A 25,466-nucleotide genomic window follows, 5' to 3' on the forward strand; every position below is an offset into this window, starting at 1 on the left:
TTCTGTGCGACTCTCTGCACTACGCCCTCAGGCTGGCGCCATTCTGGTGCTGTGCTTAGCTGAGCGAGCACGACTCACGCCGAAAGCGCAGGACTTGGCCAAGTGGCATAAGTCTTGCGCGCGTCGGTTCAAGCCCAGGCTCGCAGGAGGCACGCCGTGTCGATCCATGTCGCATTGCACCATGTCACGCATTACCGCTATGAACGCGCCATCGAGCTCGGTCCGCAGATCGTTCGCCTGCGTCCGGCGCCCCACAGTCGCACGCGGATTCTGTCCTATGCGCTGAAGGTCCAGCCCGAGCAGCATTTCATCAACTGGCAACAGGATCCCCAGGGCAACTACCTGGCGCGGCTGGTGTTCCCGGAAAAAACCAAGGAACTGCGCATCGAGGTCGACCTGGTCGCCGAGATGGCGGTGTTCAATCCGTTCGACTTTTTCCTTGAGCCCTACGCGGAGAAGATCCCGTTTACCTACGCCGCCGATGAAAAACACGAGCTGTCGCCCTATCTGGAAAAGCTGCCGCTGACGCCCAGGTTCCAGGCCTACCTGGACGGCATCGACCGCACGCCGTTGCCCAGCGTGGACTTCCTGGTGGCCCTCAACCAGCGCCTGAGCGAAGACATCGGCTACCTGATCCGCATGGAGCCCGGCGTGCAGACGCCCGAGCAGACCCTCGTCAATGCCTCCGGCTCCTGCCGCGACTCGGCCTGGCTGCTGGTGCAGCTGCTGCGTCACCTGGGGTTGGCGGCGCGCTTTGTCTCCGGCTACCTGATCCAGCTCACCGCCGACGTGAAAGCCCTCGACGGCCCGTCCGGCACCGAGGTCGACTTCACCGACCTGCACGCCTGGTGCGAAGTCTATCTGCCGGGTGCCGGCTGGATCGGCCTGGACGCCACTTCCGGACTGTTCGCCGGGGAAGGGCATATTCCGTTGGCCTGCAGCCCCGATCCGTCGTCAGCGGCGCCGATCAGCGGTCTGGTGGAACCTTGCGAGTGCGAGTTCAGCCATGAAATGTCCGTGGAGCGGATCTGGGAGGCGCCGCGCGTCACCAAGCCCTACACCGAGGAACAATGGCTGGCGATCCAGGCCCTGGGCCGGCAGATCGACGCCGACCTGCTCGAAGGCGATGTGCGCCTGACCATGGGCGGCGAGCCGACCTTCGTCTCTATCGACGACCCGGACGGCGCCGAGTGGAACACCGCCGCCCTGGGCCCGGACAAGCGTCGGCTGTCCGCCGAGCTGTTCCAGCGCATGCGCAAGCGTTATGCCCCGCAAGGCCTGGTGCATTTCGGCCAGGGCAAGTGGTACCCGGGCGAGCAGTTGCCGCGCTGGTCGCTCAATAGCTACTGGCGCCGCGACGGTGTGCCGATCTGGCACAACAGCGCGCTGATCGCCGACGAGCTGCAAGACTACGGTGCCGACGGCGAAACGGCCGGGCGTTTCCTGGCGAGTGTCGCCGAGCGCCTGAAACTGCCGGCGCGCTTTGTCTTCCCGGCCTACGAGGACAATTTCTACTACCTGTGGCGCGAGGGGCAGTTGCCGATCAACGTCACGGCCACCGATCCACGGCTGGATGACGAACTGGAACGCGCGCGCCTGCGCAAGGTGTTCTCCCAGGGCCTGGACAAGGTCATCGGCCAGGTCCTGCCGCTGGCCCGCACCGCCGCCAATGATCGCTGGCAGAGCGGGCGCTGGTACCAGCGGGACAGCCATTGCCGACTGGTGCCGGGGGATTCGCCGCTGGGTTACCGTCTGCCGCTGGCCTCGCAGCCGTGGGTGACGGCAGCGGAATATCCCTTCGTGCACCCCACCGATCCGAACCAGGATTTGCCCGAGTTGCCGAATACCGCTGCCCTCAAGGTCCATGGCGAGCCGGCGGTCAGCGAAGAGCGGGTGCCGAAGATCGACGAGTCGGCCGCCTGGCTGACTCGCACCGCCTTGTGCGCCGAAGCACGGGGCGGGCGCTTGTATCTGTTCATGCCGCCGTTGGAGCGGGTCGAAGACTATCTGGAACTGGTCAGCGCCATTGAAGCCACCGCCGAAGAGCTGCATTGCCCGGTATTGCTGGAAGGCTACGAGCCGCCCCACGATGCGCGCCTGGCGAATTTCCGGATCACCCCGGACCCGGGCGTGATCGAGGTCAATGTGCAGCCGTCCGCCAGCTGGGACGAGTTGGTCGAGCGCACCGAGTTCCTCTACGAGGAGGCGCGCCAGACCCGCCTGACCACCGAGAAATTCATGATCGACGGGCGCCATACCGGCACCGGCGGCGGTAACCATTTCGTTCTTGGCGGCGCGACGCCGGCGGACTCGCCGTTCCTGCGGCGGCCGGACCTGCTGCGCAGCCTGATCAGCTACTGGCATAACCACCCGTCGTTGTCCTACCTGTTCTCCGGGCTGTTTATCGGCCCGACCTCCCAGGCCCCGCGGGTGGACGAAGCGCGCAACGACTCGCTGTACGAACTGGAAATCGCCTTCGCGCAGATGCCGCAGCCGGGCGAGGAATGTCCGCCCTGGTTGGTGGACCGCCTGTTGCGCAACCTGCTGATCGACGTGACCGGCAACACTCACCGGGCCGAGTTCTGCATCGATAAACTCTATTCGCCGGACGGCGCCACGGGGCGCCTTGGCCTGCTGGAACTGCGCGCCTTTGAAATGCCGCCCCATGCGCGCATGAGCCTGACCCAGCAACTGTTGCTGCGGGCGCTGGTGGCGCGGTTCTGGCGCGAGCCTTATGCACCGCCCAAGCTGGCGCGCTGGGGCACCGAGCTGCACGACCGCTTCCTGCTGCCGCACTTTATCGAGCAGGACTTCGCCGATGTGATCGTCGACCTCAACGCCGCCGGTTATCCCCTGCGCGCCGAATGGTTCGCCGCGCATCTGGAGTTCCGCTTTCCGAAAGTCGGTGACTACGCGGTCAACGGCATTGAGCTGGAAGTGCGCCAGGCCCTCGAGCCCTGGCATGTGCTGGGCGAGGAGGGCGCGGTCGGCGGAACGGTGCGCTACGTGGATTCGTCCCTGGAACGCCTGCAGGTCAAGCTGAACGGCCTGGCGCCGCAACGCTACCTGTTGACCTGCAATGGCGTGGCGGTCCCGCTGCAACCCACCGGGCGGGTCGGCGAATTTGTCGCCGGCGTGCGTTATCGCGCCTGGCAGCCGGCCAACTGTCTGCAACCAACCATCCCGGTGCACGCGCCGCTGGTGTTCGACCTGCTCGACACCTGGATGCATCGCTCCCTCGGTGGTTGCCAGTACCATGTCGCCCACCCGGGCGGGCGCAACTACGAGACCTTGCCGGTGAACGCCAACGAAGCGGAAAGCCGGCGCATGGCGCGGTTCTTCCGCCTCGGCCACAGTCCCGGCACACTGCCGATCCCGCCGTTGAAGATCAACGACGAACTGCCGATGACATTGGACCTGCGACACACATAAAGCTGACAGGGCGCACGGAGTTTTCGCGTATCCGTGCGTCATCTGTCTGCGTTAACCTGATTGCCCTTGCCGTCTGCCGAGCTTTCCATGCCCGACCTGCTTGACCGCTACCCGCTGACACCGGGGACCTATCACGAACTGCTGGACGACGGCGGCGCCGTGCGTGCGCATTGGCGGCCGCTGCTCGAGCAGTTGCAGCGCAGCACGCCTGCACAACTGGCCCAGCGCCAGGCCTTGCTGGCCCGGCAGATCCAGGAAAACGGCGTGACTTACAACGTCTACGCCGATCCCAAGGGCGCCGACCGGCCGTGGGAACTCGACCTGCTGCCGCATATCATCCCCGCCGACGAATGGCAGCGGGTGGCGGCGGGTATCGCCCAGCGCGCGCGCCTGCTGAATGCGGTGCTGGCCGATCTGTATGGCCCGCAGACCCTGATTCGCGACGGCCTGCTACCTGCCGAGCTGGTCTTTGGCCACAACAATTTCCTCTGGCCCTGCCAGGGCATCCAGGCGCCGGCCGGAACCTTCCTGCACCTGTTCGCCGTGGACCTGGCGCGCACGCCCGACGGGCGCTGGTGGGTCACGGCGGATCGGACCCAGGCGCCGTCCGGGGCCGGTTATGCCCTGGAAAACCGCACCATTGTGTCGCGGGCCTTCCCCGACTTGTACCGCGACCTGCGGGTGCATCACCTGGCCGGGTTCTTCCGCACCCTGCAGGAAACCCTGGTGCGCCAGGCACCCAGCGATACCGAAGCGCCGCTGGTGGTGTTGCTGACGCCGGGTCGTTTCAACGAAAGCTATTTCGAACACCTCTACCTGGCGCGCCAGTTGGGCTACCCGCTGGTGGAAGGCGGCGACCTGACGGTGCGCGACGCCACGGTCTACCTCAAGACCCTGAGCGGCTTGCAGCGGGTGCATGCGATCATGCGCCGGCTCGACGACGACTTCTGCGATCCGCTGGAACTGCGCACCGACTCGGCCCTGGGCGTGCCCGGCTTGCTGGAGGCGGTGCGCCAGGGCCGGGTGCTGGTGGCCAATGCCCTGGGGAGCGGCGTGCTGGAGTCGCCCGGCCTGCTGGGCTTCCTGCCGAAGATCAACCAGCACCTGTTCGGCGAGGATTTGCTCCTGCCGTCCATCGCCACCTGGTGGTGCGGCGAGCCGCCGGTGCTGGCCCAGGCCCTGGAAAAACTGCCGGAACTGCTGATCAAGCCGGCGTTTCCGTCGCAGAGTTTTGTCCCGGTGTTCGGCCGTGACCTTGATGACGAGCAACGCCAGGCCCTGGCCGAGCGCATGCGCGCCCGGCCTTACGCCTATGTCGCCCAGGAGCTGGCGCAGTTGTCCCAGGCACCGATCTGGCAAGCCGAGGAGGGCGGCCTGCAACCCCGGGCCATCGGTATGCGGGTGTATGCCGTTGCCAGCGCCGACGGTTATCGGGTACTGCCCGGCGGCCTGACACGGGTGGCGGCGGAGGCCGACGCCGAGGTGGTGTCGATGCAGCGCGGCGGCGCGAGCAAGGACACCTGGGTGCTCAGCGAGCGCATGCCCAGCGGCGAGCATTGGCGCACCCAGCGTTCCCTCGGGGTCCGCGACCTGGTGCGGCGCGATCCCTACCTGCCGTCGCGGGTGGTGGAAAACCTGTTCTGGTTCGGTCGCTACTGCGAGCGTTGCGACGACAGTGCGCGCTTGTTGCGGATCATGCTCGCGCGTTACGTCGACGGCGACGATCCCCAGGCCTTGCGGGCGGCGGTGGAACTCGGCGAAAACCTGATGCTGCTGCCGGACGAGGGCGAGTTGCCCGAGCGCCTGCTGGCGGCCCTGCTCGGTGATGACTGGCCGTTCAGCCTGCGCTCCAACCTGCAGCGCTTGCAGTGGGCGGCGTCCCAGGTGCGCGGCAAGCTGTCACGGGAAAACTGGCAGGCGCTGGTGGAACTGCAACGCGAAGCCCTGAGCCTGGAAAGCGAAGACCCGAACTTCGGCGAGCTGCTGGATTTCCTCAACCGCCTGGTGATGTCCCTGGCGGCCTTGTCCGGCTTTGCCCTGGACGACATGACTCGCGACGAGGGCTGGCGCTTCCTGATGATCGGCCGGCGCATCGAGCGCCTGCAGTTTCTCAGTGGCAGCCTGGCCGCCTTCCTGCGCGGCATCGCCGTGTTCGATCAAGCCGGGCTGGCCTGGCTGCTGGAGCTGGGCAACAGCAGCATCACCTACCGCTCGCGCTACCTGGCGGTGCCGCAACTGATCCCGGTGCTCGACCTGCTGCTGCTGGATGAGCAGAACCCCCATGCGGTGCTGTTCCAGCTGAAGCTGGTGAGCCGCACCTTGCGCCGTTTGAACGATGACTTCGGTGTCCCGCGGGAGTTGGGACTGAGCCAGTTGGTCGAGCGCCTGGGACGTTTCGATCTCGGCAACCTGGAAAGCGCCCTATTTGGCGATATCGGTGTGCGTGACGTGCTCGACGGCCTGGCCGACCTGTTGCAGGAAATCGCCGACGCCAGCGGCCAGGTCTCCGATCGCCTGGCCTTGCGGCATTTTGCCCATGTCGACGATGTCAGCCAGCAAACGGTGTCCGTGTGATGAGTGCCCTCTACCAGATTTTCCACGATACCCATTATCACTACGACAGCCCGGTATCCCTGGCCCAGCAGCTCGCCCACCTGTGGCCGCGAGCCTGTGCCTGGCAAGTGTGCAGCGAGCAGATGTTGAAGATCAGCCCCGAGCCGACCAGTCGCCGGGATGAGCTCGATGTGTTCGGCAATCCGTTGACCCGCCTGGCGTTCGAGCGGCCCCATGACGAGCTGCTGGTCAATGCCTGGCTGAGTGTCGAGGTGCTGGCGCGGCCGGTGGTGGATTTCAATTTGTCCGCGGCTTGGGATGACACGCGCAGTGCCCTGACCTATAGCGGTCAGGTATTGAATCCGGAAATTCTCGAGGCCTGCCGTTATCGCTTCGAATCGCCTTACGTGCACCTGAAGAAAAGCTTCGTCGAGTTTTCCGAGAGCTGCTTCCCGCTCGGGCGCCCGTTGCTGGCAGGTGTCCAGGCGCTGATGGAGAAGATTTTCAGCGAGTTTACCTTCGATGCCGAAGCGACCCAGGTCGCCACGCCGTTGGTGGAGGTGCTGGAGCGGCGACGCGGGGTCTGCCAGGATTTCGCCCACCTGATGCTCGCCTGCCTGCGCTCGCGGGGCCTGGCGGCGCGTTATGTCAGCGGTTACCTGCTGACCCAGCCACCGCCCGGCCAGCCGCGCCTGATCGGCGCCGATGCGTCGCATGCCTGGGTGTCGGTGTTCTGTCCGGTGTCGGGCTGGGTGGATTTCGATCCGACCAACAATGTGCAGCCGGCCCTGGAGCACATCACCCTGGCCTGGGGCCGGGATTTCTCTGATGTGTCGCCGTTGCGCGGGGTGATCCTGGGAGGTGGCAGCCATGACCCGGAAGTGCGGGTAACGGTGATGCCGATGGGCGAGGTGGGGCGGCCGGTTGGCTAAGCCGAACACAACCCTGTGGGAGCCGGCTTGCCGGCGATGGGGCCTGCAAGACCGCCCAAAGCTTCGCGGGCAAGCACCGCTCCCACAGTGTCCGCGTCTGATTACAGATTAGCGGCGCGACACAAAACACCTGTGGGAGCGGAGCTTGCCCGCGAAGAGGCCCGTGAGGAAGCCACCAGCTTCGCGCGCAAGCTCCGTTCCCACGGGTTTCGGTGCAATCAGTCGATCAGGCGTTCGGCGTCGGATCCTGCGCCTCGCTTTCTTCGTTTTCCGCTTGCGGATTCAACAAGGCCGCGGCCTCTTCTTCGGCGGTGGTTTTCTTGCGTTGCAGCTTTTCCTCTTTCTTCTGCTCTTTGGCCAGGTCGCGCTGACGTTTGGCAAAGGAGTAATTGGGTTTGGCCATGGGCGATCCTCTGGGGTCGAAGGTGAGGTTGAGCGGCGCGTATTCTGCCTGTGTTCGTGGCGCAGCACACGAAACAATGGTTCTTCACGACAGGCCTGACCCCAGAGTAAAGGTTGGCCGGCGACTCTCCAAGGATTAAACCTCGCGCGTAGGCCTTTCAAAGGTACCGCTGGCACCACAGGCGTAGGCGGCGAGCAAGCTTTGCAGCAGGCTGTTGATAGACATTTTAGACGCTCCGTTGCGTGAGAATGTCCTAATGTTAGAGGCGGCTGGTTCGTCTGGCTGGTTGATTGTATCCATCGAAGCGATAGCTTAGGATTGTATACAATTTCTTGATTCAGATCAGAGAGGCTGCTCTTGATTTCGGGCAGTCTTCCCATTTGATTCCCTGATTTTCATACACTGCCTTGGAGATTCACCATGTTCGCCAAAGTTGTCGCGGTATCCCTGTTGGCCCTCGCCAGTGGCCAGTTGCTTGCCGCCGAATGCAAGGTCGATATCGACTCCACCGATCAGATGTCCTACACCGTCAAGGAAATCAGCATCGACAAGAGCTGCAAGACCTTTACTGTGAACCTGAGTCATTCCGGCAGCCTGCCGAAGAACGTCATGGGCCATAACTGGGTGCTGAGCAAGGCCGCCGACATGCCTGGGATCGCAACCGACGGCATGGCCGCCGGGATCGACAAGAACTACCTGAAGGATGGCGACACCCGGGTCATCGCCCACACCAAGATCATCGGTGCCGGCGAAAAGGATTCGGTCACCTTCGATGTGTCGAAACTGGCCGCTGGAGAGAGTTACGTGTTCTTCTGTTCGTTCCCAGGCCACAACTCGATGATGAAGGGCGAGGTCAAGCTCAAGTAACCCGCACCGCGACCCTGATCCCGGTAATCAGGGTTGCTCCTTCATCTTGAGATCCAGGCGGATACGTTTGCCTTGCAGATCCTCCAGGCTCAGGGTTCCGCCGAGCTTGGAGGGTTTGCGATTGCCGCTGATCACCCGTCCCTGATCATCCAGCGCGTGGCAAGTGAGTACCTGGCCCGGTCCGAAGAGGGCATCGGGGTCGGTGATCTCCCAATCGCACAAACCCTCATAGTGTTTTTCCCCCGAACTTGGAAAACCCGACACACCCGGGCGCAGGTTGTCGCGCACGGCAATCGAGCCGCTATGGGTGATGCTGCGATTCAGGTCGTCAGGTCCGTACAGCGCCTCGGTCTCGAAGCTCACTTCACTCAGATACAGTTTGCAGTCAGGCAGTTCATAGCCCAGGGGCACCTTGAAGTCGGTGCTGTGGGGCGTTTGCCCGAGCGCGGTATTGAAGTGCAGCACCGTGGGCTGATACGGGCAGCCGGCCTGGTTGGCTTTCGGGATGTAGTGTGCGTTGGCCTGCAAGGCGGTTTGCGCCGGCATCTGAGCGATCAGCAAAAAATACGCGGCACTGGGTTGGCCGGCGGCAGGCTTGTCGGCGGGGCTGGCGGCAGTGGCGACCCAACAGATGATCCCGAGGGCGCCAAGCAACGGAAAGGACCAGGGGGATCGGAGCACGGGTTGCGCTTGCAACTTCGGGTATTTGCGATTGAGCAACATCGGGTGGGGTCCCTGCCAACAACAAGATGCGGCGAAGACTGCCCAGTGACCGATGCTGTCTCAAGTGTTACGCGGAAAAATAGACGCTTCCTACGACATTCCCGCCGAATAAATCACGGCGCAAATGGCATCTCACGTTTGTGCTGGGTTTTTTCGTACGTCCGACAAATGATATCGAAAGCTTCCTGGCGTACCGGCTCGCCGTGCAGGAAGGCGTCGATCTCGGTATAGGTGACGCCGTGGGAGGCTTCGTCGGGTTTGCCCGGGGCCAGGTCCTCGAGGTCGGCGGTCGGTACTTTTTCCACCAGGAACTCCGGCGCGCCGAAGTGCCGGGCGATGGCCCGGACCTGGTTTTTCACCAGCCCGCTCAAGGGGGCCAGGTCACAGGCACCGTCACCGAATTTGGTGAAAAAGCCCATCACCGCTTCTGCCGCGTGGTCGGTACCGATCACCAGGCCATGGGCGGCCCCGGCGATGGTGTACTGCGCGACCATGCGCATGCGCGCCTTGGTGTTGCCGAGGACGAAGTCCCGCGACACCGCGGCCTGGCCTTCGAAGGCCGCGACTTCGCTGGCCAGGGATTTCACTGCCGGGCCGATGTTCACCGTGTGGCGCTCGTCGGGGGCGATAAAGTCCACCGACGCCTGGGCTTCGTGTTCGTCGAACTGGGTTTCGTAGGGCAAACGCACCGCGATGAAGCGGTAATCCTGGTTGCCGCTGCGCTCGCGCAGCTCACGCATGGCGCGCTGGGCCAGCAGGCCGGCGGTCAGCGAGTCGACGCCGCCGCTGATGCCCAGCACCAGCGTCTTGAGCCCTGAGTTCAGCAGGCAATCCTGGATAAAGGTGATCCGCCGCGCCACTTCGGCTTCGAGCGCGGCCTGGTCGGCGAACGGTGGCTGGACCTTGAGCTGTTCAGCAATCTGGCGCTGTACGGCTTGCATGATTCACTCCTTGCGGGATGGGGTCTGGAACAGGTTGATCGGTACCACTGGGCGAATCTCTAGCCGTTGACCTGGAATACATGACGCAGGTAGGCCACGAAGTTCGGGTCCTTGCACTGGGCCTTGCCCGGCTCGTCGGAGATTTTCGCCACGGGTTGGCCGTTGCAGGCGGTCATTTTAAGCACGATGCTCATCGGTTCCACCCCCTCGATGTCGCAGGTGAGGTTGGTACCGATGCCGAAGCTGACATTGATCCGACCGCGCAGCGCGCGGAATATCTCCAGGGCCTTGGGCAGGTTCAGGCTGTCGGAGAAGACCAGGGTCTTGCTCATTGGGTCGATGCCCAGCTGGTGATAACGATTGATGCATTTTTCGGCCCAGATCACCGGGTCGCCGGAGTCGTGGCGCAAACCGTCGAAGAGCTTGGCGAAGTACAGGTCGAAATCCTTGAGGAAAGCGTCGGTGGTGATGCAGTCGGTCAGGGCGATGCCGAGCAGGCCACGGTATTCGCGAACCCAGCAGTCGAGCGCGGCGATCTGGCTGTCGATCAGGCGCGGGCCGAGTTGCTGGTGGGCCATGATCCACTCGTGGGCCATGGTACCCAGGGGTTTCATGTCGAACTCGCGGGCCAGGTGCACGTTGCTGGTGCCGACGAAGCGCCCGGGGAAGTCGTGCTTGAGCACGCTGACCACTTCTTCCTGGACCCGGTAGGAGAAACGTCGGCGGGTGCCGAAGTCGGCGACCTGCAGCTCGGACAGTTCCTCGGCGGCGGCGTTGGCGCTGAGCCAGTCGAACTTGCGATAGAGCTGTTCGCGAGCCTGGCTCAGCAGGGTTTCCTGATAGCGATAGCGGTTGCGCACTTCGCTGACGATGGCCAGCAGCGGCACTTCGAACAGGATCACATGCAGCCACGGGCCGCGCAGGCGGATGAACAGCTCACCGTTCTCGATCCCGGTGTGGACGTAGCGCAGGTTGAAGCGGAACAGGCCGAGGAAGCGCAGGAAGTCCGGCTTGAGGAAGCTGATGCGCTCCAGGAAGCCCAGTTGGTCGGCGCTCAGGCTCAGTTCGGCGAGGCGTTCGATCTGGTAGCGGATTTCCGCCAGGTACGGACGCAGGTCTTCGCTGTTGCGGCAGCGGAAATCCCATTCGACTTCGACGTTGGGGTAGTTGTGCAACACCGCCTGCATCATGGTCAGCTTGTAGAAGTCGGTGTCCAGCAGGTTCTGCACAATGCGATCGCCAAAGGCCTTATCGCTCATAAGGGGAATCTCCATGCCGGTCGCGCGTTGCATCGGCGTCCTGGCAGTTCTTGAATGAAGATCGCTAGTGGCGCATATCCGCAGGCCGTTTTACCAGCAATTTTTGTTGTAGGTGCCGGCCCCTTCGCGGGCAAGCTCCGCTCCCACAGGTTCTCTGTGGCGAGCGGGCTTGCCCGCGTTCGACTGCGCAGCAGTCGCAAAACAGGCTATCTCAGTCTGCCTGATACACCGGATTCACAGGTTCTAGGGCCGCTTCGCAGCCCAGCGCGGGCAAGCCCGCTCGCCACAAGGGATCAGCTGTGAGTGAGAGGACCAAGCTGCTCCAGCATCCAGGATACGAAATCCCGCACCTTCGGCACTTCCGCCGAGTGTTCCGGATACGCCAGGTAATAGGCGTCGTGGTTGGGCATCGCATGGGGCCAGGCGAGCACCAGCTTGCCCTCCATCAGTTCCTCTTCCACCAGGAACCTGGGCAGCAAGGCCACGCCGCAGCCGACCTGGGCGGCGCGGATGCACATATAGAAGGTCTCGAAGCGCGGCCCGTGGTAACTGTGCTCGGTGTGATAGCCCTGGCTGTCGAACCAGTCGTGCCAGGCCTGGGGGCGCGAGGCGTTCTGCAGCAGGACCAGTTCGCTCAACTGCGTCGGATCGCTGAACGGTTGCTCCGGCAGGCAGGCCGGCGCACACACCGCCACCAGCTCTTCGCCGAACAGCCTCACGCACTCGGTGCCCGGACGCGAACCCTGGCCGAAATAGAACGCCAGGTCGCTACGACCCTGCAGCAGGTCGTCGGCCTCCTGTTCGTTGCACAGGTCCAGGTGGATATGCGGGTGACGCAGGCGCCAGCCCTTGAGTCGCGGCACCAGCCAGCGGGCGCCGAAGGTCGAGGGCGTGGACACCCGCAGGACTTCGGTTTCACCGCCATAGGAACGCAGGTAGTGGGTCGACATCTCCACCTGGGTCAGGATTTTTCGGACTTCCACCAGGTACAGGTCGCCGGCCGGGGTCAGTTGCAGGCGTCGCCGTACCCGGCGAAACAGCAGGTGCTGCAACAGCTCTTCCAGCTGTGCGACCTGTTTGCTCACGGCGCTCTGGGTCAGGTTCAGCTCTTCAGCCGCGCGGGTGAAGCTCAGATGCCGGGTGACGGCCTCGAAGCATTGCAGGGCCGTAATCGAAGGCAGGTATCTTTTATTCAGCATGGACGGGCCTTTTACTTGTGTCTTGCGCTGCATGAATAAATGGAATGATATCTCGCCTAATCGTCGTTTGTTGGCAAAGCTGAAGGCCGCTACAACTGAAGGTCTGAATTGTCGTGTTGTTTTCGACTGAAGCTTTCCGTTTTTCGCCTACAGGAGTAACCCCCATGGTTGCCGCATTGCTTGACCGTCTTGGTGTGAACCCGGCGCTGTACCAACAGGGCAAACAGCCCGTGCATTCGCCGATCGACGGCAGCCGCATCGCCGGCGTGAACTGGGAAGGCCCGGCCGAGGTCGAGCAGCAGGTCAGCCGTGCCGAGCACGCCTTCGACGCCTGGCGCAAGGTGCCGGCCCCGCGTCGTGGCGAACTGGTGCGCCAGTTCGGCGAAGTGTTGCGTGAATACAAGGCCGACCTCGGTGAGCTGGTCTCCTGGGAAGCCGGCAAGATCACTCAGGAAGGCCTGGGTGAAGTGCAGGAAATGATCGATATCTGTGACTTCGCCGTGGGCCTGTCGCGCCAGCTGTACGGCTTGACCATCGCATCCGAGCGTCCGGGCCACCATATGCGTGAGTCCTGGCATCCGCTGGGGGTGGTCGGCGTTATCAGCGCCTTCAACTTCCCGGTCGCGGTCTGGGCCTGGAACACCGCCCTGGCGCTGGTCTGCGGCAACGCGGTGATCTGGAAACCTTCGGAAAAAACCCCGCTGACCGCGCTGGCCTGCCAGGCCCTGTTCGAACGCGTGGTGAAAAACTTCAGCGATGCCCCCGAGTACCTGAGCCAGGTGATCATCGGTGGCCGCGACGCCGGTGCCGCCCTGGTCGATGACCCGCGTGTGGCGCTGATCAGCGCCACCGGCAGCACCCGCATGGGCCGCGAAGTGGCGCCGAAAGTGGCCGCGCGCTTTGCCCGCAGCATTCTGGAACTGGGCGGTAACAACGCGATGATCCTTGGCCCAAGCGCCGACCTGGACATGGCGGTACGGGCGATCCTGTTCAGCGCCGTCGGGACCGCCGGCCAGCGTTGCACCACCTTGCGCCGGCTGATTGCCCATGAATCGGTCAAGGCGGAGATTGTCACTCGCTTGAAAGCCGCCTATTCCAAGGTGCGTATCGGCCATCCGCTGGAAGGCAACCTGGTCGGTCCGCTGATCGACAAGCAGAGTTTCGAGAACATGCAGGACGCCCTGGAGCAGGCCCTGAGCGAGGGTGGTCGGGTGTTCGGCGGCGAGCGCCAGTTGCAGGAAAAATTCCCGAATGCCTATTACGTGTCGCCGGCCATCGTCGAGATGCCGGAGCAGAGCGAAGTGGTCTGCCACGAAACCTTTGCCCCGATCCTCTATGTGATCGGTTACAACGAATTCGCCGAAGCCTTGCGTTTGAACAATGCGGTGCCACAAGGCCTGTCTTCGTGCATCTTCACTACCGATGTCCGTGAGGCTGAACAGTTCATGTCGGCGGTGGGCAGCGACTGCGGCATTGCCAACGTCAACATCGGCCCGAGCGGTGCGGAAATCGGCGGCGCCTTCGGCGGCGAGAAGGAAACCGGTGGCGGTCGCGAGTCGGGTTCGGACGCCTGGCGCGGTTACATGCGCCGCCAGACCAATACTGTGAACTACTCGCTGGAGTTGCCGCTGGCCCAGGGCATTACCTTCGATTAACGAAGGTGCGAGGCAGGTCCCTGTGGCGAGGGGGCTTGCCCCCGTTGGGGCGCGAAGCGGCCCTGAAATCGGTAATCGCGAGCTATCAGACAGAACGCATCGACCGATTTTACGACTGCTGCGCAGCCGAACGGGGGGCAAGCCCCCTCGCCACATTCAGTCCGCCTGCCACAACAAGTTAAGTCTGGAGTGTGTTTGTTGGGTTTCATTTTCGGAGTCTGGCAATGCCGTTACGCGAAGAATGTCTATGGGAAACACTGACGCCGCAGCGGCCTGAAGCAGCGTCCTTCAAGGGCGAGCTGAAGGTCGATGTCTGCGTCATCGGCGCTGGTATCACCGGGCTCTCGGCTGCGATTCACCTGCGTGAGCAAGGCAAGAGCGTCTGTGTACTGGAAGCCCATCGCACCGGCCACGGCGGTTCCGGACGCAATGTCGGGCTGGTCAATGCCGGGATGTGGATTCCTCCGGACGAGATCGAAGCCGGTTTCGGCGAAGCGGTGGGCAGTCAGCTCAATCGCATGCTCGGGGCGGCGCCGGCCCTCGTCTTCAGCCTGGTGGACAAGCATGGCATCGATTGTCAGCTACGCCGCGAAGGCACCTTGCACATGGCCCACAACGCCAAGGGCGAGGCCGATCTGCGCAGCCGCGAGGCGCAGTGGAAACGTCGCGGTGCCCCGGTGGAGCTGCTGACCGGCAAGGATTGTGAAATCGCCACCGGTACCAGGAAAATCGCCGCCGCCTTGCTCGACCGACGCGCCGGCACCCTCAATCCGATGGCCTACACTTCGGGCCTGGCCAAGGCCGCGGCGCGGCTCGGCGCGCAGTTGTTCGACCACTCGCCGGTCACCCGCCTGGAGCGCCAGGGCCAGCGCTGGTCGGTGCAGACCGCCGAGGGCGCGGTCAGCGCCGAACAGGTGGTGATGGCTTCCAACGCCTACACCGAAGGCGAATGGACCGAACTGCGGCGCAACTTTTTCCCGGGCTACTACTATCAGGTCGCGTCCAGTCCGCTGACCGAAGAGGCCGCGCGGCAGATCCTGCCGGGCGGGCAGGGCTCCTGGGATACCCGCCAGGTGCTCAGCAGCATTCGCCGCGACGCCGACGGTCGTCTGTTGCTGGGCAGCCTGGGCAACGGCAACCAGAAACCGACGTGGTTCCTGCGGGCCTGGGCCGACCGGGTGCAGCAGCACTATTTCCCCTACCTGAAAAAGGTCGACTGGGAATGTACCTGGACCGGCTGCATTGCCTTTACCCCCGACCATCTGATGCGCCTGTTCGAACCGGCGCCCGGTTTAGTGGCAGTCACCGGCTACAACGGACGGGGGGTGACCACGGGCACGGTGGTCGGCAAGGCGTTCGCCGATTACCTGTGTAACGGAAATCCTCAGGCCCTGCCGATTCCCTTCGCGCCCATGCGGCCGATAGCGGCGGTAGGCCTGCGCAGTGGTCTCTACGAAGCCGGTTTTTCGCTGTATCACGCGGGCCAGTGCCTGCGGATTGTCATTTGATACAACAAAAAATGCTGATTCGGACGGCGCTTTTGTTCGAGACGGCTAGCCTGTAATGGTGCGCGATGTAGCAGTCGCGCACCGCGAGTGTGCACTTCGGTGACGCACGTTGTTACAGGGTGGTTGCACACCCTTCGGCGCCATGGTTGCAATAGTGGCACCAATGGGTTGCACCTTTTTTCTTAAAAGGTTCCACCTCCCGCGGTTTAGACGGTTGCACGCCCAGTTAAAAAGGGCCCGAAACAGTCCATAAAACAATAAGACAGCGACTTTTTGCAGAACAAAAAACCTATGGCACGCCCCTTGCTCTGAGCATTCATTGAAGTCGCAGTGCCAACTAAAAAAACCTTGGAGCACCACCTCATGTCCCAGACGTTTTACAAGAAAGGCTTTGTAGCCCTCGCAGTGGCTGCTGCGTTGGGTGTTTCTGCGTTTGCTCAGGCTGATGTCAAGATCGGCGTAGCGGGCCCCATGACCGGTGCCAACGCGTCTTTCGGCGAGCAGTACATGAAAGGGGCACAAGCGGCGGCGGATGCTATCAACGCAGCGGGTGGCGTCAATGGCGAGAAAATCGTTCTGATCAAAGGTGACGATGCCTGTGAACCGAAGCAGGCGGTGAACGTTGCCAAGGACCTGACCAATCAGAAGGTCGCCGGTGTTGTCGGGCACTTCTGTTCCTCTTCCACGATCCCGGCTTCGGAGATCTACGACGAAGCGGGCATCATCGCGATCACCCCGGGCTCTACCAACCCTCAGGTGACCGAGCGCGGTCTGGGTGCGATGTTCCGTATGTGTGGTCGTGACGACCAGCAGGGCATCGTAGCCGGCAACTACATCGTCGATGTGCTCAAGGGCAAGAAAGTCGCGGTCATCCACGACAAGGACACCTATGGTCAAGGCCTGGCGGATGCCACCAAGGCCCAGTTGATCAAGCGCGGCGTAACCCCGGTGATCTACGAAGGCCTGACCCGTGGCGAGAAGGACTTCAGCGCCCTGGTGACCAAGATCCGTGCCGCCGGTGCCGATGTGGTCTACTTCGGCGGCCTGCACCCGGAAGCCGGTCCGCTGGTCAAGCAACTGCGCACTGAAGGCTTGAAAGACGTCAAATTCATGTCCGATGACGGCATCGTCACCGACGAACTGGTCACCACTGCCGGTGGTCCGCAATACGTCGACGGCGTACTCATGACCTTCGGCGCCGACCCACGTCTGCTGCCGGACAGCAAGGCGGTCGTTGACCAGTTCCGCAAGTCGGGCTACGAGCCGGAAGGTTACACCCTCTATGCCTACGCCTCGGTACAGACCCTGGCCGCCGCTTTCAACGGTGCCAAGTCGAACAAGGGCGAAGAGGCGGCCAAGTGGCTGAAGGCACACCCGGTCAAGACCGTAATGGGCGAGAAGACCTGGGACGCCAAGGGCGACCTGAAAGTCTCCGACTACGTGGTTTACCAGTGGGATGCGAGCGGCAAATACCACCAGTTGGAAAAACAGAAGTGACATGAAGGTCTGACCCGGCTGGCGCCCCGTGCGCCGGCCAGTCACCAGGCGTGTCCGTGCAGTACCTGTCTTTTCTCGTAGAGCTGCACATGGCTGTGCTGCGACGGCGGTTGAACCCCGGTCCGTCGCGGTGCGCTTCTGTGCAGTCTCTCAAATGCGTGAGATTGCGTTATGGATGGTATTTTCCTGCAGCAACTGGTCAACGGCCTGACCCTCGGGTCGGTCTATGGCCTGATCGCCATCGGCTACACAATGGTCTATGGCATCATCGGCATGATCAACTTCGCCCATGGCGAGGTTTACATGATTTCCGCTTACCTCGCGGCAATCAGTCTGGCTCTGCTGGCTTACTTCGGTATTGAATCCTTCCCGCTCCTGATGCTCGGCACGCTGGTGTTCACCATCATCGTCACCGGGGTGTATGGCTGGGTCATCGAGCGCATCGCCTACAAACCCCTGCGCAACTCGACCCGCCTGGCACCGCTGATCAGCGCCATCGGGATTTCACTGATCCTGCAGAACTACGCGCAGATCGCCCAGGGCGCCAAGCAACAGGGCGTACCGACGCTGCTTACCGGCGCCTGGCGCGTCGATGTCGGCACCGGCTTTGTCCAGCTCACCTACACCAAGGTCTTTATCCTGGTGGCCGCGTTCCTCGGCATGGGCCTGCTGACCTATGTCATCAAGTACACCAAGTTGGGCCGCATGTGTCGCGCGACCCAGCAAGACCGCAAGATGGCTTCGATCCTCGGGATCAATACCGACCGGGTGATTTCCTATGTGTTCATCATCGGCGCGGCCATGGCGGCCCTGGCCGGTGTGCTGATCACCATGAACTACGGCACTTTCGACTTCTACGCCGGCTTCGTCATCGGCATCAAGGCGTTCACCGCCGCGGTCCTCGGTGGTATCGGCTCGCTGCCGGGCGCCATGCTTGGTGGGATTATCCTCGGCATCTCCGAATCGCTGTTCTCCGGCCTGGTCAACTCGGATTACAAGGACGTGTTCAGCTTCTCGCTGCTGGTCCTGGTACTGGTCTTTCGGCCGCAAGGCCTGTTGGGCCGTCCTCTTGTGTCGAAGGTGTAAGCAATGTCCTCAACCACTCAAAAATCGCTCGATATCAAAAAAAGCCTGGTTGACGCCATTCTCGCCGGCCTGGTCGCACTGATTGTCTTCGGCCCCATCGTCGGGGTCGTCCTGGAGGGCTACAGCTTCAACCTGCAACCCACCCGCGTCGCCTGGCTGGTGGCGATTGTGATGCTTGGCCGCTTTCTCCTCAGCCTGTTCCTGCAGACGCCCAAGGGCCTGCGGATTCTCGAAGGTTTCGAGAGCACCGGCTCCGGCGTGCATGTGCTGGCGCCGGACTACAAGTCGCGCCTGCGCTGGATCATCCCGATCATGATCGCGATCGCGGTGATCTTCCCGGTGTTCGCCAACTCCTACCTGCTGGGGGTGGTGATCCTCGGTCTGATCTACGTCTTGCTCGGCCTCGGCTTGAACATCGTGGTCGGTCTCGCCGGCTTGCTCGACCTGGGTTACGTGGCGTTCTACGCCATCGGTGCCTATGGCCTGGCGCTGGGCTATCAATACCTGGGACTGGGGTTCTGGACCGTCCTGCCGCTGGCCGCCATCACCGCCGCGCTGGCGGGTTGCATCCTCGGCTTCCCGGTCCTGCGCCTGCATGGTGACTACCTGGCCATCGTGACCCTGGGTTTCGGCGAGATCATCCGCCTGATCCTCAACAACTGGCTGTCGCTGACCGGGGGGCCGAACGGCATGCCGGCACCGCTGCCGACCTTCTTCGGTCTGGAGTTCGGCAAGCGCGCGAAGGAGGGCGGGATTCCGTTTCATGAGTACTTTGGCATCGCCTACAACCCGGATGTGAAGTTCTATTTCATCTATGCCGTGCTGTTCCTGGTGGTATTGGCCGTGCTCTACATCAAGCATCGCCTGACCCGCATGCCAGTGGGCCGCGCCTGGGAAGCCTTGCGTGAAGACGAGATCGCCTGCCGTGCCATGGGCTTGAACCACGTGCTGGTGAAACTCTCGGCATTCACCCTGGGGGCTTCCACCGCTGGTCTGGCCGGGGTGTTCTTCGCCACCTACCAGGGCTTCGTCAACCCGACCTCCTTCACCTTCTTCGAGTCGGCGCTGATCCTTGCCATCGTGGTGCTGGGTGGCATGGGCTCGACTATCGGTGTGGTGATCGCGGCCTTTGTCCTGACCGTGGCGCCGGAGTTGCTGCGCAGCTTCGCCGAGTACCGCGTGTTGCTGTTCGGCGTGTTGATGGTATTGATGATGATCTGGCGGCCACGTGGCCTGATCCGCATCAGCCGCACCGGGGTGACCCCACGCAAGGGCGTCCTGGTTGGAGGGGCTGGCCAATGAGTAATGACATCGTTCTGAAAGTCGAAAAACTGATGATGCATTTCGGGGGGATCAAGGCCCTCAGCGACGTCAGCCTGCAAGTCAAACGCAACTCGATCTTTGCCCTGATCGGCCCCAACGGCGCGGGCAAGACCACGGTGTTCAACTGCCTGACCGGCTTCTACAAGGCCACCGGCGGCAAGATCGAACTCAATGTGCGCGACAAGCGCACCAACGTGATCCAGCTGCTGGGCGAGTCCTTTCGCGTGGGGGATTTCGTTTCACCGAAAACCTTCCTCAGCCGGCTGTACTACAAGATGTTCGGCGGTACCCATCTGGTGAACCGTGCGGGCCTGGCCCGGACTTTCCAGAACATTCGCCTGTTCAAGGAAATGTCGGTGCTGGAAAACCTGCTGGTGGCCCAGCACATGTGGGTCAACCGCAACATGCTCTCCGGTATCTTCAACACCAAGGGCTACCGCAAGGCTGAAAGCGACGCCCTGGACACCGCCTTCTACTGGTTGGAAGTGGTCGACCTGGTGGATTGCGCCAACCGCCTGGCGGGTGAGCTGTCCTACGGTCAGCAACGCCGCCTGGAAATTGCCCGGGCCATGTGCACGCGGCCGCGGATCATCTGTCTCGACGAGCCGGCAGCGGGCCTCAACCCCCAGGAAACCGAAGCGCTGAGCGCGATGATCCGGCTGCTGCGCGACCAGCACGACCTGACCGTGGTGCTGATCGAACACGACATGGGCATGGTCATGAGCATTTCCGACCACATCGTGGTACTGGACCACGGCAACGTGATTGCCGAGGGCTGTCCGCAAGACATCCGCAACGACCCGAAAGTGATTGCCGCCTACCTGGGCGCCGATGAAGAGGAACTGGTATGAGTCAACCTATCCTCGAACTGAAGAACCTGGAAGTGTTCTACGGGCCGATCCAGGCCCTGAAAAAAGTCTCGTTGCACATCAACGAAGGCGAAACCGTCAGCCTGATCGGCTCCAACGGCGCGGGCAAGTCGACGCTGCTGATGTCGATCTTCGGCCAGCCGCGGGCCGCCGCCGGCGAGATCATCTACCGCGGTGTCGACATTACCCAGAAGTCATCCCACTACATCGCCTCCAACGGTATCGCCCAGTCGCCGGAAGGCCGCCGGGTGTTCCCGGACATGACCGTGGAAGAGAACCTGCAGATGGGCACCATCCCCATTGGCGACAAGTTCGTCGACGAGGACATGCAGCGTATGTTCGAGTTGTTTCCACGGCTCAAGGAGCGGCGTAACCAGCGGGCCATGACCATGTCCGGCGGCGAACAGCAGATGCTGGCGATTGCCCGGGCGCTGATGAGCCGGCCCAAGCTGCTGTTGCTGGACGAGCCGAGCCTGGGGCTGGCGCCGATCGTGGTGAAGCAGATCTTCGCCACCCTGCGCGAGCTGGCGGCTTCGGGCATGACCATCTTCCTGGTGGAACAGAACGCCAACCACGCGCTGCGCTTGTCGGACCGGGCCTATGTGATGGTCAACGGCGAGATTCGCCTGAGCGGCACCGGCAAGGAGCTGCTGGTCAACGAGGAAGTGCGTAACGCCTACCTGGGCGGGCATTGAGTCCCGTCCTGACGGGGTCATTGTGGGCGCCGGCTTGCCGGCGATGAAGTCTTGGAGGCGTGCATCGCTCTTGAAGTCCTGATCGCTGGCAAGCCAGCTCCCACAGGTATTGTGAACCCCCTGAAACGCCCCGCGATCCTCGGATCCGGGGCGTTTTTTTGTCTGTCCACAGCCCGGATCCGAAATTGTGGAAAACAATCTGAACAACCTGCCAAAGTGCGACATGAAACCGCTGCAAATGGTTGTTTTGTCATCAATTTGACTTGTCCCCGTTTGCTGTGGAGGTGGCTGTGGGTAACGTGGGAGTAGCTGGCTGAAAGCCTTTGAAACCGTGGCTTGCAGCCTATTGGTTGTTTTTTGATCGGTGGTTTTTTGCAGAGCGCCGAGCCGTTTTGTCAACAGCTATATTGTCACGGCTTGCGCCCGGCAAGCGGCCTGCCCAGCCTGTGGATAACTCTGTGGGCAAACTCTGGAAACATGCCCCCGAGTGGCGTAATTACTGGCCTGGAGCCACTGGGGCGAAATCCTCCACAAGGTTTTTTTCGACGCGGGCTGCACAACGGGTGTTCCGGGGTCAAGGGAAAAACTTTTGAAATAGCACTGCAGGCCTTTATGTACAGGGGATCGGCGGGGTTTCGAGTTGCCCCCGGATACTGTGGACGGGGCTGTGGATAAGGTGCGTACAGCAGGCGCCAGGCCACGGTTTGCGTGGCTTTGCTGCAATTGAGCGTTTTTTGTACAGTTGTGGTGTTTGCAAGATTACATTTCGCCGCCGGCCGGCCTTGAGGCATGCTGCGCAACGACCGTATTCATATCTGGCGGCCCGCCGGGCCGAGCAAGGAGAACTCCATGACATCCACGTTGTTTATCACGGGCGCGACTTCCGGTTTTGGCGAGGCCTGTGCCCGGCGTTTTGCCGAGGCCGGCTGGAAGCTGGTGCTCACCGGCCGTCGCGAAGAGCGCCTGAAGGCCTTGTGTGCCGAGCTGTCGCAACAGACCGAAGTGCATGGCCTGGTATTGGATGTGCGCGACCGCAAGGCCATGGAGGAGGCGATTGCCAACCTGCCGCCGAGCTTCGCCAAGCTGCGTGGGTTGATCAACAACGCGGGCCTGGCCCTGGGGGTCGATCCGGCGCCCAAGTGCAACCTGGACGACTGGGACACCATGGTCGACACCAATATCAAGGGCCTGATGTACAGCACCCGCCTGCTGTTGCCACGATTGATCGCCCATGGTCGTGGCGCGGGGATCATCAACCTCGGCTCGATTGCCGGCAACTACCCGTACCCGGGCAGCCATGTCTATGGCGCGAGCAAGGCGTTCGTCAAACAGTTCTCGCTGAACCTGCGCTGCGATTTGCAGGGCACGGGCGTGCGGGTGACGAATATCGAGCCGGGGCTGTGTGAGAGTGAGTTCTCGCTGGTGCGCTTTGCCGGTGACCAGGCGCGTTACGACGCGACCTACGCCGGTGCCGAGCCGATCCAGCCGCAGGACATCGCCGATACGATTTTCTGGGTGCTCAACACCCCGGCCCACGTCAATATCAACAGCCTTGAGCTGATGCCGGTGAGCCAGACCTGGAGCGGGTTTGCCATTGAGCGGAACAAGGGCTGAGAGCGTTCGCTGATTGTGGCGAGCGGGTTTGGCCTGATGCCTTGCAGCCAAGGCCAGACACTCTCCCCTGTGGGAACTAAGGCCAGACACTCTCCCCTGTGGGAGCAGAGCTTGCTCGCGAAGAGGCCCTTGAGGCCGCTAACAGCTTCGCGGCGCTGCGGAGATCCGACAAGCACCGCCCCGGCAACGTCTTCAAGTGCCTGCTTGTGCTCGGCTCAGCCGAAATACTCGGCCAGGCCGCTCAGGCAGGTCGCCAGGTGATAAGGCGTGGTCGACGGCATATCGCGTCGGCTGACCTCGCCCTGGGCATCCAGGCACTCATGCCAGCCGCCCGGGTGCAGGAAGTGCTGCTGCAAGGCGACCAGCTGACGTTGCAAGCGCGCCGAGTTATCCACACGCAACGTCAGCGCCCGCAGGTATTCGGCCTGGGCCCAGATGCGTTGGGTGCCATCGCGCAGGTTGCCGTTGATGTCGAGCATGCCGCTGACCGCACCGCTTTGCGGATCGACCCCCGATTGCTCGGCGAAGGCGAACGCACGGCCCAGTGAGCCATGCAGCGCCGTACCGCGCAGCAAAGGCGATGATTCCAGCAGGAACAGCCATTCGAACTGATGGCCCGGTTCGAACCAGTTATCCACAGCCCCCAGCGGTTTTTCCAGCATCACGCCGTGATGGCGGTCGATGAAGCGTTGTTGCATGCCGGCGGCCAAGGCCAGCAAGGCATCCTGCGTGGCGGCATCCTCGCGCACCGACAGGGTCGCCAGAAAGGCTTCGGCCAGGTGCATCAGCGGGTTCTGCAACGGCCCGCTGCCCAGGGGCGCCCAGTCGCGCTCCAGGCTCGCTTCATACAGGCCGTCGCCATTGGCGAAACGCACGGCGATCACTTCCAGGGCGGCGTTGAGCACCGACTCCACCAGCGGCTCGCGGACCTTGGCCCAGTAATGGGCGCAGGCGAAGAGAATGAACGCGTGGGTGTAGAGATCCTTGCGGGTGTCCAGCGGCTTGCCTTGCGGGTCGATGCTGTAGAACCAGCCGCCGTACTCGGCATCGTGGAAATGCCGTTGCAACGAACGGAACAGCGCACCGGCACGCTCGCCGGCGGTGGGGAAGGCGGCGTCACCGATCAGGCTGGAAAACAGATACAACTGACGAGCGCAGGCCATGGCGCGATAGCGTTGCGCTGGCAGCGGCCGATGATCGGCGTCCAGCGCCTCGTAGGGCAGCGCCATGTCGGCGTTCCAGCCAGGGCCTTGCCACAGCGGCACGATGACCTGGCGGAAGTGGTCTTGCACGGTGCTGAACAGTGCACTCAATTCAGGCGTGGAGGCGGAGCTGGAAACATCGGGCATCGGCTGGCGTCGTCAGGGCAAGGGCGGTTGCGCGACATGTTAACAGGCGGCTGCTGGCGATGCTGTTCCTTGTGGCGAGAGAGCAAGTCCCGATGTCGTTCAGTGACGGGTGTCTGAAGCCAGGCGCGCTCTTGTGGCGAGGGGCTGGCCCTAATGCCGCTCAGTTGAGGCCGAACAGGGTTCCTGTGGGAGCAGAGCTTGCTCGCGAAGTGGCCCTTGAGGCCGCTAAAAGCTTCGCGGGCAAGCTCCGCTCCCACAGGGACGAAGGGGGGGCAATATTCCATTTCCCTTGATTGAACGGCATTAGGGCCAGTCCCTTGCCACAAAGGCTCAACCTGCCAACAACCAGACCCCGGTCGCCGCCGATGCAACACCGGCCAGCCGCACCAACGGTGCCGCGGCTTGCGGCAATACCCGCACCACGGCATAACCCAGCGCATGCAAGGTTGCGGTCGCGACCACGAAACCGGCCGCATAGGTCCACGGGCTCGACATCTCCGGCAGCTCAAGACCGTGCGCCACGCCGTGGAACAAGGCAAATAGTGCCGTCGCCGCCGCCGCCAGGCTCAACGGTGGTCGTACCGCCAGCGCCACGGCCAGGCCCAGGGCCAGGAGCGAAGCGGCAATCCCGCTCTCCAGCGCCGGCAATGCCAGCCCTTCGAAACCCAATACCCCGCCGATCAGCATGCTGCCGACAAAGGTGCAGGGCAGCACCCAGCGCGCGCGGCCTTTTTGCTGCGCCGCCCATAGGCCGACCGCGACCATCGCCAGCAAATGATCGATGCCGCTGACCGGATGGCTGACACCGGCCATCCAGCCGCTGTCGCCATGGCCGGGATGGGCGAAGGCGACGGCTGGCATAACCAGCAGGGCGAGGGCGCCGAGGATTTTCTTCAAGGTCATGGGGCGGGCTCCGTGTTGTTGAAATAGCTGTTTGCCAAGCATCAGGCTGCTGTCAGCAGGCCCTGGCGTTCGATAAAGGCGACGATGGCCTCCAGGCCATGTCCGGTTTTCTGGTTGCTGAAGACAAAGGGCTTGTCACCGCGCATGCGCCGGGTGTCGCTGTCCATCATCTCCAGGGAGGCGCCCACCAGCGGCGCCAGGTCGATCTTGTTGATCACCAGCAGGTCGGACTTGCAGATCCCCGGCCCACCCTTGCGCGGCAGCTTGTCGCCGGCCGACACATCGATCACGTAGATCGTCAGGTCGGAGAGTTCCGGGCTGAAGGTCGCCGAGAGGTTATCGCCACCCGACTCCACCAGGATCAGGTCGAGCCCCGGGAAGCGGCGGTTCAACTGGTCGACGGCTTCGAGGTTGATCGAGGCGTCCTCACGAATCGCGGTGTGCGGGCAGCCGCCGGTTTCCACGCCGATGATCCGCTCCGGGGCCAGGGCTTCGTTGCGCACCAGGAAGTCGGCGTCTTCGCGGGTGTAGATATCGTTGGTCACCACCGCCAGGTTGTAGCGGTCGCGCAGGGCCAGGCACAGGGCCAGGGTCAGGGCGGTCTTGCCGGAGCCCACCGGGCCGCCGATACCGACGCGCAGAGGTTGTGTATTCATCA

Annotated in this window: 20 protein-coding genes; 12 read left to right on the top strand and 8 right to left on the bottom strand. The window is 62.8% G+C overall.

What is annotated here, in order from left to right; translation table 11 throughout:
- Window positions 1-156: 156 nt before the first annotated feature.
- From M5B99_RS08230 to M5B99_RS08240, 3 genes are all read left to right on the top strand, one after another.
- Window positions 157-3,432, top strand: coding sequence for a DUF2126 domain-containing protein (locus M5B99_RS08230; RefSeq protein WP_248803565.1), 3,276 nt, complete (start codon window positions 157-159; stop codon window positions 3,430-3,432).
- Between the two features lie 87 nt (window positions 3,433-3,519).
- Window positions 3,520-6,006, top strand: coding sequence for a circularly permuted type 2 ATP-grasp protein (locus tag M5B99_RS08235; RefSeq protein ID WP_248803566.1), 2,487 nt, complete (start codon window positions 3,520-3,522; stop codon window positions 6,004-6,006).
- Window positions 6,006-6,917 (top strand): transglutaminase family protein, encoded by a 912-nt coding sequence (locus M5B99_RS08240; protein ID WP_248803567.1) that lies wholly within the window; start codon window positions 6,006-6,008, stop codon window positions 6,915-6,917. The genes M5B99_RS08235 and M5B99_RS08240 overlap by 1 nt, the downstream gene beginning before the upstream one ends.
- 226 nt (window positions 6,918-7,143) lie before the next feature.
- Here the strand turns inward: M5B99_RS08240 and M5B99_RS08245 are convergent, their stop codons facing one another.
- Complete coding sequence (locus tag M5B99_RS08245) at window positions 7,144-7,320, bottom strand: hypothetical protein (protein ID WP_248803568.1); 177 nt, start codon at window positions 7,318-7,320, stop codon at window positions 7,144-7,146.
- A 420-nt stretch (window positions 7,321-7,740) separates the two neighbouring features.
- Here M5B99_RS08245 and azu point away from each other — a divergent pair, with 420 nt between their 5' ends.
- Window positions 7,741-8,187: an azurin gene (gene azu, locus M5B99_RS08250; protein WP_248803569.1), complete on the top strand. Its 447-nt coding sequence runs from the start codon at window positions 7,741-7,743 to the stop codon at window positions 8,185-8,187.
- A 27-nt stretch (window positions 8,188-8,214) separates the two neighbouring features.
- Here the strand turns inward: azu and M5B99_RS08255 are convergent, their stop codons facing one another.
- From M5B99_RS08255 to M5B99_RS08270, 4 genes are all read right to left on the bottom strand, one after another.
- Window positions 8,215-8,910 carry a hypothetical protein gene (locus M5B99_RS08255; RefSeq protein WP_248803570.1) on the bottom strand — a complete coding sequence of 232 codons (696 nt, stop codon included), beginning with the start codon at window positions 8,908-8,910 and terminating at the stop codon, window positions 8,215-8,217.
- A gap of 113 nt (window positions 8,911-9,023) precedes the next feature.
- Window positions 9,024-9,851, bottom strand: a complete 828-nt coding sequence (gene nadE / locus M5B99_RS08260) for an ammonia-dependent NAD(+) synthetase (protein WP_248803571.1) — start codon at window positions 9,849-9,851, stop codon at window positions 9,024-9,026.
- A gap of 59 nt (window positions 9,852-9,910) precedes the next feature.
- Window positions 9,911-11,110, bottom strand: a complete 1,200-nt coding sequence (gene pncB / locus M5B99_RS08265) for a nicotinate phosphoribosyltransferase (protein WP_248803572.1) — start codon at window positions 11,108-11,110, stop codon at window positions 9,911-9,913.
- A 293-nt stretch (window positions 11,111-11,403) separates the two neighbouring features.
- Window positions 11,404-12,309 carry a LysR family transcriptional regulator gene (locus M5B99_RS08270; protein ID WP_248796055.1) on the bottom strand — a complete coding sequence of 302 codons (906 nt, stop codon included), beginning with the start codon at window positions 12,307-12,309 and terminating at the stop codon, window positions 11,404-11,406.
- Between the two features lie 164 nt (window positions 12,310-12,473).
- Between M5B99_RS08270 and M5B99_RS08275 the strand changes: the two genes are divergently transcribed.
- The 8 genes from M5B99_RS08275 to M5B99_RS08310 all read left to right on the top strand — a co-directional run bounded on the left by M5B99_RS08275 (window position 12,474) and on the right by M5B99_RS08310 (window position 22,556).
- A complete protein-coding gene (locus M5B99_RS08275; RefSeq protein WP_248803573.1) occupies window positions 12,474-13,964 on the top strand; it encodes an aldehyde dehydrogenase family protein in 1,491 nt (496 codons plus the stop codon).
- Window positions 13,965-14,188: 224 nt separating this feature from the next.
- Window positions 14,189-15,472, top strand: a complete 1,284-nt coding sequence (locus M5B99_RS08280) for an NAD(P)/FAD-dependent oxidoreductase (protein ID WP_248803574.1) — start codon at window positions 14,189-14,191, stop codon at window positions 15,470-15,472.
- Between the two features lie 363 nt (window positions 15,473-15,835).
- Window positions 15,836-16,969, top strand: coding sequence for a branched-chain amino acid ABC transporter substrate-binding protein (locus tag M5B99_RS08285; protein WP_248803575.1), 1,134 nt, complete (start codon window positions 15,836-15,838; stop codon window positions 16,967-16,969).
- 171 nt (window positions 16,970-17,140) lie between these two features.
- The gene (locus M5B99_RS08290) at window positions 17,141-18,055 is read left to right on the top strand and encodes an ABC transporter permease subunit (RefSeq protein WP_100939679.1); all 915 of its coding nucleotides are present in this window, start codon (window positions 17,141-17,143) and stop codon (window positions 18,053-18,055) included.
- Window positions 18,056-18,058: 3 nt separating this feature from the next.
- Entirely contained in the window at window positions 18,059-19,357 is a 1,299-nt protein-coding gene (gene livM, locus M5B99_RS08295) for a high-affinity branched-chain amino acid ABC transporter permease LivM (RefSeq protein WP_248803576.1), read from the top strand.
- A complete protein-coding gene (locus tag M5B99_RS08300) occupies window positions 19,354-20,229 on the top strand; it encodes an ABC transporter ATP-binding protein (protein ID WP_248803577.1) in 876 nt (291 codons plus the stop codon). The genes livM and M5B99_RS08300 overlap by 4 nt, the downstream gene beginning before the upstream one ends.
- On the top strand, window positions 20,226-20,942 hold the full coding sequence (locus M5B99_RS08305; RefSeq protein WP_248796061.1) for an ABC transporter ATP-binding protein: 717 nt from the start codon (window positions 20,226-20,228) through the stop codon (window positions 20,940-20,942). Before M5B99_RS08300 ends, M5B99_RS08305 begins: the two co-directional genes overlap by 4 nt.
- An 849-nt stretch (window positions 20,943-21,791) precedes the next feature.
- A complete protein-coding gene (locus M5B99_RS08310) occupies window positions 21,792-22,556 on the top strand; it encodes an SDR family oxidoreductase (RefSeq protein ID WP_248803578.1) in 765 nt (254 codons plus the stop codon).
- Window positions 22,557-22,771: 215 nt separating this feature from the next.
- Here the strand turns inward: M5B99_RS08310 and M5B99_RS08315 are convergent, their stop codons facing one another.
- The 3 genes from M5B99_RS08315 to ureG all read right to left on the bottom strand — a co-directional run bounded on the left by M5B99_RS08315 (window position 22,772) and on the right by ureG (window position 25,464).
- Window positions 22,772-23,905, bottom strand: coding sequence for an AGE family epimerase/isomerase (locus M5B99_RS08315; protein ID WP_248803579.1), 1,134 nt, complete (start codon window positions 23,903-23,905; stop codon window positions 22,772-22,774).
- A 330-nt stretch (window positions 23,906-24,235) separates the two neighbouring features.
- The gene (locus M5B99_RS08320; protein WP_248803580.1) at window positions 24,236-24,808 is read right to left on the bottom strand and encodes a HupE/UreJ family protein; all 573 of its coding nucleotides are present in this window, start codon (window positions 24,806-24,808) and stop codon (window positions 24,236-24,238) included.
- Window positions 24,809-24,849: 41 nt separating this feature from the next.
- Window positions 24,850-25,464: an urease accessory protein UreG gene (ureG, locus tag M5B99_RS08325; protein ID WP_248796065.1), complete on the bottom strand. Its 615-nt coding sequence runs from the start codon at window positions 25,462-25,464 to the stop codon at window positions 24,850-24,852.
- Between the last annotated feature and the right edge of the window lie 2 nt (window positions 25,465-25,466).

Source organism: Pseudomonas sp. MWU13-2100, from assembly GCF_023242365.1.
GTDB lineage: Bacteria > Pseudomonadota > Gammaproteobacteria > Pseudomonadales > Pseudomonadaceae > Aquipseudomonas.